Here is a 9,620-nt window from a genome sequence, read left to right as displayed (position 1 = left end):
CGCCGAGCCTGCGTCGACGGGCTCACCGCCGTCGAGGGACAGGGTCACCGGCACTCCGGCGTTGACGACGGCTTCGGCGATGATCGCCGCGGGACGGGCGTGCAGGCCGATCGACGAACCGACGATGACGGTCTTGGCGGGCATGGTGGATCTCCTTCTGTGGTGGTTTCGAGAATGTCAGGCGGGGACGAGTTCGGGGGACGTCTCCGTGTCGGTCTTGGGCTTGGCGAACTGCTTGGCGGCGATTACGGCCACCGCGGCGACCACCGTTCCGGCGGCCAGGGCGACCAGGAACCACACGAGATGCCCGATGGCGAAGAACACGAAGATCCCGCCGTGCGGCGCCTTGAGGGTCACGTCGAACGCCATGATCAGAGCGCCCGTCACGGCGCCGCCGGCCATCATCGACGGGATGACGCGCAGCGGGTCGGCTGCGGCGAACGGAATCGCGCCCTCGGAGATGAACGAGGCACCGAGAAGCCATGCCGCGCGGCCATTCTCACGCTCGGGCTCGGTGAACAGGCCCGGCCGGACCGCGGACGCCAGCGCCATCGCCAACGGAGGGACCATGCCCGCAGCCATGACGGCCGCCATGATGCGCAGGGTCGACGGGTCTGCCACATTGAGGCCGGCCGTGGCGAACGCGTAGGCCGCCTTGTTGACCGGACCGCCGAGGTCGAAGCACATCATCAGGCCGAGGATGATGCCAAGGACGATCACCGAGCTGCCGGAGAGGCCGCCGAGCCAGCTGGTCAGGCCGGCGGTGACCGCGGCCAGTGGACGGCCGAGCAGCAGGAACATCAGAAGGCCGACGACGAGCGAGGCGACCAGCGGAATGATGACCACCGGCATCAGACCCCGCAGCCAGCGGGGGACGTCGATGCGGCTGATCCACAGGGCGGTGAACCCGGCGATCAGGCCGCCGACGATGCCGCCGATGAAACCGCCGCCGACGAAGACGGCGACCGCTCCGGCGGTGAAACCCGGTGCGATGCCTGGGCGGTCGGCGATGGCGAACGAGATGTACCCCGACAGGGCCGGTACCAGGAACGAGAATGCGAGCCCGCCGAGTGTGAACAGCACGGCGCCGAGATACTGAATGAAGCCGCCCGACGGCAGGTCGGTCAGCGAGTTGGTGGTGGCGATGATGTTGCCGAGCGACTGCGTTGCGCCCTCGGGCTTGTTGGCGATGTCGTACCCGGCGAAGAGGAATCCGAGTGCGATGAGCAGACCGCCCGCGGCCACGAACGGAATCATGTAGCTGACGCCGGTGAGCAGGATCTGTCGGGTGCGGGTGCCCCACCCGACTCCGCCGGACGCCGAAGGGCCGGATGACGACGACGGTGCGTCTGCCACGCCCTCCACTCGGGCCGCATTCGGATTGTCCGCGGCCGCAAGGGCTTCGGCGACCATCTTGTCGGGTTCGTTGATCGCCCGCTTGACACCTGAGGCGATGACGGGCTTGCCTGCGAACCGTCCTCTGTCCTTGACCCCGACGTCGGTGGCGAAGATGACGGCTGATGCCTTCGCGATGGTTTCGACGGGCAACGGCGTGCTGCCCGAGGAGCCTTGCGTCTCGACCTGCAGATCGACACCGGCCTTCTTGCCCGCGGCGACCAACGAATCGGCGGCCATGTAGGTGTGCGCGATGCCGGTGGGGCAGGCGGTGATGGCGACGATCGTCCGCTTCTCGTCCTGGACCACCGGTGCCGCGGCGGCTTTGGCGGGCTCCGGCGTGGCGGGAGCGGGATTGACCACGCCCTCGACCAGGTCGACCACCTCCGCGGCCGACGCCGCGTTGCGCAACGACTCCACGAACTCCTTGCGCACCAACGCCCTGGCGAGGCTGGACAACAGCTTCATGTGTTCGGCGCCGCCCGAGTCCGGCGCGGCGATCAGGAAGGCGAGGTCCGCGGGGCCGTCTGGCGCGCCGAAGTCGACGGCGGGGGACAGCCGGGCGAACCCGATGGTGGCCTCGTCGACGTAGGGGGAGCGGCAGTGCGGGATGGCGATGCCGCCGGGAAGTCCGGTGGCCGACTGTGTTTCGCGAGCCATGGCGGCGGCGACCAGACCGTCGCGGTCGGTGGCGCGTCCGGCGTCGGCGAGACGTCCGGCGAGCAGGCCGATCACGGCCTCCTTGTCGCCGCCCGCGTCGACGTCGATGGCGACCAGGTCGGTGGTGATGATGGACATGGTTGTCTTCCTCTGGTGCGGTTAGGGGCGGGCGGATGGTGAGACGGATGCCGTAATCGCATACACCCGAACGGCATTGAGATCGATCTGCGACGGCGACGGCAGCGCGGAGCCGGGCAGCGCGGCGGCCGCGCTGCCGTAGGCGACCGCCATCTGCAGGCGATGAGGGGGTTCGGCGCTGCCGACCGCGGCCCGCACGTACCCGGCCAACGAAGCGTCGCCCGCGCCAACGGTGCTGCGCGGCGAGATGGGTGGCGGGGAAGCCATCCAACTGCCGGTCGGGTCGACGAGCACTGCTCCCGCCGCGCCGAGCGTGACGAGCACCGTCTTGGCGCCACGGTCGATGAGTGCGTTGGCGGCGGCCACCACGGGTGCCGGATCACCCTGGGCGGCAGCCTGTTCCAGCTCTTCGGGCGACACCCCGACGAGGCCGGCGAGCTCTTCGGCGTTCGGCTTGATGACGTCAGGGGCGGCCCGGCCGAATGCCGAGGCGAGCGCGTCGAGCGGGCGCTCGGAGGTGTCGACGGCGATCCGGCACGGCGCCGACGCCAACTGCGCGACGACGTCGGCGTACCAGTGGTCGGGTACGCCGGGTGGCAGGGATCCCGAAAGGACCACCCACGATGCGCTCTCGGCGTGCTCGACGACCGTGCGGGTCAGTGCCGCCAGGGCCGCCGCGTCGAGGTGCGCCCCCGGTTCGTTCAGCTTGGTGGTGGTGCCGTCGGCTTCGGTGATCGCCAGGTTGGTCCGCACGGCGCCGCTGATCGGCACGCACCGGAAGGCCACCCCGGATGCATGGAGCGCAGCCACGATGGGGTCGGTATCGGCGGCGGGGAGCACGGCCACGGCGTCGAGGCCCGCCAACGTCAGTGCGCGCGCGACGTTGACGCCCTTGCCGCCCGGCTCGCTGGTGGCCGAGGTGACGCGGTGCACCGCGCCGCGGGTCAGGGGCGTGCCCAACGCAACGGTGCGGTCGATGCTCGGGTTGGGCGTGACGGTGACGATCATTCGGGGCCTCCCGTCGAGATGACTTCGACGCCCTCGTCGGTGAGGAGCCGACGGTCGGCGTCGGTGATCTCGGCGTCGGTGATGAGGGTGTCGACGCTCGTGATCGGCGCGAAGCTGACGAAGTCCTCGCGACCGACCTTGGTGGAGTCCGCGGCGACGACGACGTAGTTCGCGCACGCGACCATGGCGCGCTTCACCGCGGCCTCCTCGCTGTCGGGGGTGGACAGCCCGTGCCTGGCGCTGATGCCGTTCGTGCCGATGAACGCGATGTCGACGCGCAGGTGGTCCAGGACCCGCAGGGCCTGCTCGCCGACGGCCGCCTGGGTGAGGCCCCTGACGCGTCCGCCGAGCAACTGCAGCGTGACAGTGGGCACCGAGGCCAGCCGGGCGGCGATGGGCACGGAGTTGGTGACGACGACGAACTCGCGGTCGGTGGGCAATAGGTTGGCGATCCGTGCCGTCGTGGTACCCGCGTCCAACAGCACGCTGGCACCGTTCAAGGGGAAGAACTCGCCAGCGGCCTCGGCGATCGCGTCCTTGTAGTCGGCGCGGGTGGTCTCGCGCTCGCCGACCCCTGGCTCGACGAGGTGTAGCGACCGGGTGGGGACGGCGCCGCCGTGGACCCGGCGCAGGACACCCGCCCTGTCGAGCGCGGCGAGGTCACGGCGCACGGTCTCCGTGGTGACGTCGTAGGCCTGCGCGAGCTCGGCGACCGAGGCGCGGCCCTGGCTGAGCACCAGTTCGGCGATGGCCTGTTGGCGCTCTTCGGCGTACATGACTCTCCGTTTGCGTGGGATATGTGGATTTCAAATGTTGTTACGGTTGGTTTTACCCCTGACTCTGTTGACTTGTCAACGCTTTCTTGTAACCTGGGACACATGAGCACGACATCGCCGGCCACGTCACTGCATCCCTTCGGGACGGCGCAACCCCCCGCCGGAACCGTGCTGCACGGCATCCCCGCCGTCGGGGGCGTGCAGTACGCGCCCGTGATCAGGCCCGGCTCGCGGCCGAGCGTCGACGACGCCCCGGCGAGCGCTGATCTCACCGAATCGGACCGCCCAGGGGAGGTGGCGCGCTTCACCGCTGCGGCCGCCGCGGTGGCGGGTCGGCTGCGCGACCGGGCGGCGAACGCCTCAGGAGCCGCGTCGGAGGTGCTGGCGACCACGGCCACCCTGGCGCAGGACCGAGCCTGGATCGCCGCGACGGAGAAGCGCATCGGTGAGGGCAACCCCGCGGTGCGGGCGGTGACCGGTGCGGTCGATCAGTTCGTCGCGGTGTTCACCCAACTGGGTGGGCTGATGGCCGAGCGGGTGACCGACCTTCGTGACATCCGCGACCGCGTGATCGCCGAACTCAGCGGGCTGCCCGAACCGGGCGTGCCGGTGCCCGACGTGCCGTCGATCCTGTGCGCCGAGGACCTCGCTCCCGTCGACACGGCGGGTTTGGACGCCTCGCTGGTGGTCGCATTGGCGACCACTCTCGGCGGGCCCACCAGCCACACCGCGATCATCGCCCGCCAACTCGGCATCCCCTGCGTTGTCGCGGTCGCCGGTCTCGACGCGGTGCCCGCGGGGACGATGGTGATGGTCGACGGCACCCTCGGCACCGTCACGGTGTCGCCCGACGGGTCCGTCGCGACCCGTGCCGTCGAGGCGGCCCAGGGCGAAGCCGAACTGGCCAGGAGCTGGAGCGGGCCCGGCGCCACTGCGGACGGCCACGCCGTCGCCATCCTCGCGAACGTCCAGGACGGCGCCGCCGCGCGATCGGCGCGTGAGACGCCTGCCGAGGGCGTCGGCCTGTTCCGCACCGAACTCTGCTTCCTCAACCGCTCGACCGAACCGTCGGTCGACGAGCAGGCGCAGATCTACGGCGAGGTGCTCGACGCGTTCGCCGGCCAGAAGGTCGTCATCCGCACCCTCGACGCCGGGTCGGACAAGCCGTTGAAGTTCGTCGGGCACCCCGACGAGGCGAACCCGGCGCTCGGCGTGCGCGGAATCCGCATCGCCGACGGCAATCCGGGCATCCTGACGCGCCAGCTCGAGGGGATCGCCGCGGCGGCGCAGCGGACCGGCAGTTCCCCATGGGTGATGGCCCCGATGATCGCCACCCCTGCGGAGGCGGAAGCCTTTGCGGCCGAGACCCGTTCACACGGCCTGACCCCGGGAGTGATGATCGAGGTGCCCGCGGCCGCACTGCTGGCCGACCGCATCCTCGAACACGTCGACTTCCTGTCGATCGGCACCAACGACCTGACCCAGTACACGATGGCCGCCGACCGGATGTCGGCGGAACTGGCCACGCTCACCGATCCCTGGCAGCCCGCGGTGCTGGCGCTGGTCGCGATGGCGGCGCGGGCGGGAGTCGCGGTGGACAAGCCCGTCGGCGTCTGTGGCGAGGCCGCGGCCGACCCGCAGCTGGCGTGCGTGCTGGTGGGTCTCGGCGTCTCGTCGCTGTCGGCAGCCGCGGCAGCCGTGGCGGGCGTCGGCGCGAAACTGGCCCAGGTGACGCTCGCGCAGTGCCGGGAGGCGGCGGAGGCGGCCCTGGCGACGGCCACCGCGGCCGACGCGCGGGCCGCGGCGAGCGCCATCCTCTCCTAACGCGGTCCTTTCCCACCGCGAGCAGACACAAAGTGGCCTGAAATAGCGCGAATGAGGGCCTTTTTGCGTCTGCTCGCGGGGGGAGGGGAACCGCCTAGGAAATTAATCGGACCGTAGTCCGGTTATGCTCGGTACGTTCAACCGAGGAGGTACCGATGCCCGCCATTACCGCCGACACACTCACCCTTCCCCGCATCGCGGGGCCAACGCCGTCGCAGACCCCACGTCCGGTGCGATCCATCACCACGGGGCCACGCGGTTACGAAGGCGAGGGGTTCCCCGTCGTCCGCGCCTTCGCCGGCGTCAGCGCCGCCTCGCTTGACCCCTTCGTGCACATGGACCAGATGGGCGAGGTCGAGTACGAGCCCGGCGAGCCACGGGGCACCGACTGGCACCCGCACCGTGGCTTCGAGACGGTGACCTACATGCTCGACGGCCGCTTCGCGCACCAGGATTCACACGGTGGCGGCGGTCTCATCACCGACGGAGCCACGCAGTGGATGACCGCGGGCGCTGGCATTCTGCACATCGAGACACCACCGGCAGAACTGGTCGAGAGCGGCGGTGTGTTCCACGGCGTCCAGCTGTGGGTCAACCTGCCCCGCAAGGACAAGTTCGCCACGCCGCGCTACCAGGCCATCGAGGGTGGGCAGGTGAAGCTGCTGTCCTCCGATGACGGTGGCGCCCTCGTCCGCGTCATCGCAGGCGAGATCGACGACCAACAGGGCCCAGGATCGACGTACACGCCGATCACGTTGGCGCACGCGACCATTCAGCCCGGTGCTCGTCTCGACGTGCCGTGGAACCGGGACTTCAACGCCCTGGTCTACGTGCTGGCGGGTGACGGCGCCGTCGGGCCCGTCGGGAATCCGATCCGTCAGGGTCAGCTCGCCGTCATGGGGCCCGGCGACCGGATCACCGTCGCGGCCGGTGCCACGCAGGACGCGCGCACACCCGCCATGGAAGTGCTTCTGTTGGGCGGCAGGCCGATTCGCGAGCCCGTCTTCCACTACGGGCCGTTCGTGATGAATTCCAAGGCGGAGCTCATCGAGGCGATGGAAGACTTCAACGCGGGCAAGTTCGGCACCATCCCGCCGAACGCGTTGATGCCGCACACGGCCGGGCGCTAGCGGCGCGACGCCGCGACCGGGCCGACCGGGTCAGGGTAGAGCAGTTCCAGCTCGCCGAGGTTCGCCGCGACGGTGACCAACGGCAGCGCGGCCGCGATCGACAAGTCGGTTCCGCCGGACTCGGCGCGAAGTGCGAGCACGAAGTCGTCGCTGATCGGGCCGAGGTCGTGTGCGGGGCGTCTGCCGTGCAGGCGCTCGCGGATCACCGTCGTGTGCAGTTCGAGCACTTCTCGCACCCGCGGGTATGCGGTCAGTGGCGGCGGCGCGACGTCGGCGATCAGCTCGGCGGCGGTGCGCACCCGGACGGCGCGATTCGAGGCGCGGATCACGGGTGCGCGGTGATCGGTCGAACCGCCACTCTCGGAAAGGTACTGGCGCACGGCGTCATCCAAGGTCCTGGAGGCCGTCATCGCGTAATGCCCTAGTGAGGAGACGCGGTCGTCGGCGGCCTCCGAAGCGCCCCGCGTTACCCGCTTGACCGCGACGGTCAGATACGTCGCTCCCGCGGCGATGGCGGCGTCGACCGCTCTGGACACCCTGGCGGCGGCGCCACGCGGCCACAGCAGTAGCGACACCACGGCACCGACCATCGCTCCGACGACGACGTCCTCGACCCGGATCAGCCCCACCTGCCAACCGCTGGGATTGATGACGTTGAAGATGATCAGCACCATCATCGTGAACATCGCCTGGCCTGCCACGAACGAGGCGACCTCTGGCACGTACGCCGAACCGAAGGCGACCAGCGGCAGCGTCGCCCACATCACGATGGGCTCGAAACCCATCAGCTCGATGAAGACGACCCCGAGCAGGAATCCGATCGTCGTTCCCACGACGGCGCGCACGACCCTGGTTCCCGTGGTCAGTGCGCTGCTGCGCAGCACGGACATCGCGCCGAGGACGACCCAGAAGCCGTGCTGGACGGGGAACGCGTGGGTGACGGCCACCGCGAGCGCCAACCCGAGTCCCGTGCGGACGCTGTTGCGCACCACAACGGCCCTGGTGGCGAGGAATCCACCGGGCAGTGATCTGAGTGCCTGCGACTCCGAGAGCAGGCGTTCGGCGGCCCCGGCCGCGGGCAGCCTGCGGCCGAGGACACGTGCCCACACGGGTCGGGCGTCGGCCGCGGCGGCGATGCCGATCACCCGGCCGGTGGTGCCAATGCACCCCGATATGGTCCTGCGGGTCAACAGCTTTCGCCCGACACCGATGGCGGTCGCGTCGCTGGGCTCGGCGAGTATCTCGATGATGTCCTCGCGGTAGCGGCTCTGGGCGATCAACCGCTGGACCGCCAGCGCGTTGGCCAGACTCGTGCGGTGGGCGTCGCGGTCGGCGACCCGCGGCGTGCTGAGTACCAGCGCACTCTCCCTGAGCACGTCCACGAGGGGCTCACGCATCTCGGCGAGGAGGTCACCGCTACCGTCGATGATCCGGTCGGACAGCCACTGCAGGTCGTCGACGACCCGGACCAGCGCGCGGCTGCCCGCGGTCAAGCCGACCGGGCGGAAGTCGGCGCCGAGGAAGTTGGCCCGCAGCGCACCCATCGCCGCTGCCAAGTCCTCAGCCGACGTCAGGCCATCCAGGCGATCGGCCAGGGATCGGCACACCATCGCGGCATGCGTGCGGAGTTCGTCGTGGTGGCGTGGCGGAAGCAGGAACAACGCGGCGGGAACGGCGAGCGAGAGCGCGAGGAGCCAGCCGAGGAGACGCTCGGGGATGGGACCGGCAGGCGTGCACGACGGCAGCACGAAGATCATCAGCGTCGACCGTTGGCCCGCGGCGACGATCTCGCTGAGGACTCCCGAGAAGGTCACTGCGACGGCGAGTACGAACATCGTCAGCACCGCCAGCCACGGGATGGGCGCCACCAGGGTGCCGAGCGTGATCAGGATGAGGCCGTTGACGCCCAGACCGCCGTAGGCCAGCGCCCTTGCGGGCCGGTTACCGGGGAAGTCGACGGTGATCAGCAGCGCCACCGATCCGAAGATCGCGAACAACGGTGTCTGCGAACCACTTCCGATGGCGAACCCGACGGCGGCGGCGATGGGCAGCACGATCGCCGCGCGGACCGCCCGTCTTGCCGCGTCGTTCTCCGGGTCGCGTTCCCTGACCCGTTCTCTCCCCCGGCGCCAGAGGCCAGCCGGGGTCAGCATGAACCGGATGGTAGACCCGGGCGTCAGCTCGCGTCCGGCACCGAGCCGAACCGGCCGGAATCCAACGCCTCGAGCATCTGGTTCGCGATCCACTCGAGGTCGTCGGGGTCGCGTGGAAGGTTCGACTGCTCGTAACCGATCAGCAGGTACATCGCCCAGGAGGCGAACACCTGCGCCTGATGCTTGTGGTCGAGGATCTCGAAGGCCGCGTCGAAGAGGAGGTCGTACCGCCGCTGGTCGACGGCGGACTGCACGGCGTGAACACCGGCGTCGATCGAACTCCAGACCCGGATCGCCGCCTCGGCGCGGTGGGGAAGCGCGAGTGCCACCTGGATGTAGGCCTCGATGCGGCGCCGCGGGTCAGGCTCGGTGCCCATCACCTCGATGCTCTTGACGGTGCGCTGTTCGACCCAGTGCGCCACCAGGTCCCTGGTGTAGGCCGACCAGCTAGCGAAGTAGTGATAAAAGGAACCCGTGGTGACGCCGTGGCGCTTGCAAACCTCGGCGAGTTTGAGGCCTCCGTATCCGAGATCGGA

The 9,620-nt window shown here is 69.9% G+C and carries 8 protein-coding genes; 2 read left to right on the top strand and 6 right to left on the bottom strand.

Features of this window, described 5'->3' with window-relative positions; translation table 11 throughout:
* The 4 genes from ACRDUX_RS28395 to ACRDUX_RS28380 form a co-directional block, all read right to left on the bottom strand.
* Positions 1-144: HPr family phosphocarrier protein (locus tag ACRDUX_RS28395; RefSeq protein ID WP_526418772.1), on the bottom strand; the 144-nt coding region annotated here is incomplete at its 3' end.
* A 33-nt stretch (positions 145-177) separates the two neighbouring features.
* A complete protein-coding gene (locus ACRDUX_RS28390; protein WP_526418770.1) occupies positions 178-2,193 on the bottom strand; it encodes a PTS fructose transporter subunit IIABC in 2,016 nt (671 codons plus the stop codon).
* Positions 2,194-2,214: 21 nt separating this feature from the next.
* Positions 2,215-3,201: a 1-phosphofructokinase gene (gene pfkB, locus ACRDUX_RS28385; protein ID WP_526418768.1), complete on the bottom strand. Its 987-nt coding sequence runs from the start codon at positions 3,199-3,201 to the stop codon at positions 2,215-2,217.
* Positions 3,198-3,977, bottom strand: coding sequence for a DeoR/GlpR family DNA-binding transcription regulator (locus ACRDUX_RS28380; protein ID WP_526418766.1), 780 nt, complete (start codon positions 3,975-3,977; stop codon positions 3,198-3,200). The genes pfkB and ACRDUX_RS28380 overlap by 4 nt, the downstream gene beginning before the upstream one ends.
* A 102-nt stretch (positions 3,978-4,079) precedes the next feature.
* Here ACRDUX_RS28380 and ACRDUX_RS28375 point away from each other — a divergent pair, with 102 nt between their 5' ends.
* Together ACRDUX_RS28375 and ACRDUX_RS28370 are read left to right on the top strand one after the other, a co-directional pair.
* Positions 4,080-5,801, top strand: a complete 1,722-nt coding sequence (locus ACRDUX_RS28375; RefSeq protein ID WP_526418764.1) for a putative PEP-binding protein — start codon at positions 4,080-4,082, stop codon at positions 5,799-5,801.
* 155 nt (positions 5,802-5,956) lie between these two features.
* Positions 5,957-6,931 carry a pirin family protein gene (locus tag ACRDUX_RS28370; protein WP_526418762.1) on the top strand — a complete coding sequence of 325 codons (975 nt, stop codon included), beginning with the start codon at positions 5,957-5,959 and terminating at the stop codon, positions 6,929-6,931.
* Here the strand turns inward: ACRDUX_RS28370 and ACRDUX_RS28365 are convergent.
* Together ACRDUX_RS28365 and ACRDUX_RS28360 are read right to left on the bottom strand one after the other, a co-directional pair.
* Complete coding sequence (locus tag ACRDUX_RS28365) at positions 6,928-9,084, bottom strand: FUSC family protein (protein WP_526418761.1); 2,157 nt, start codon at positions 9,082-9,084, stop codon at positions 6,928-6,930. The two genes, ACRDUX_RS28370 and ACRDUX_RS28365, sit on opposite strands and share 4 nt — an antisense overlap.
* A gap of 23 nt (positions 9,085-9,107) precedes the next feature.
* A partial coding sequence (locus ACRDUX_RS28360) for a TetR/AcrR family transcriptional regulator (protein ID WP_526418759.1) occupies positions 9,108-9,620 on the bottom strand: 513 nt, incomplete at its 5' end.

It is taken from the genome of Mycobacterium sp. (genome assembly GCF_050701675.1).
Taxonomy (GTDB): domain Bacteria; phylum Actinomycetota; class Actinomycetes; order Mycobacteriales; family Mycobacteriaceae; genus Mycobacterium.
The sequence above is the reverse complement of the archived record's forward strand: the minus strand, read 5'-3'. Positions and strand labels throughout refer to the sequence as shown.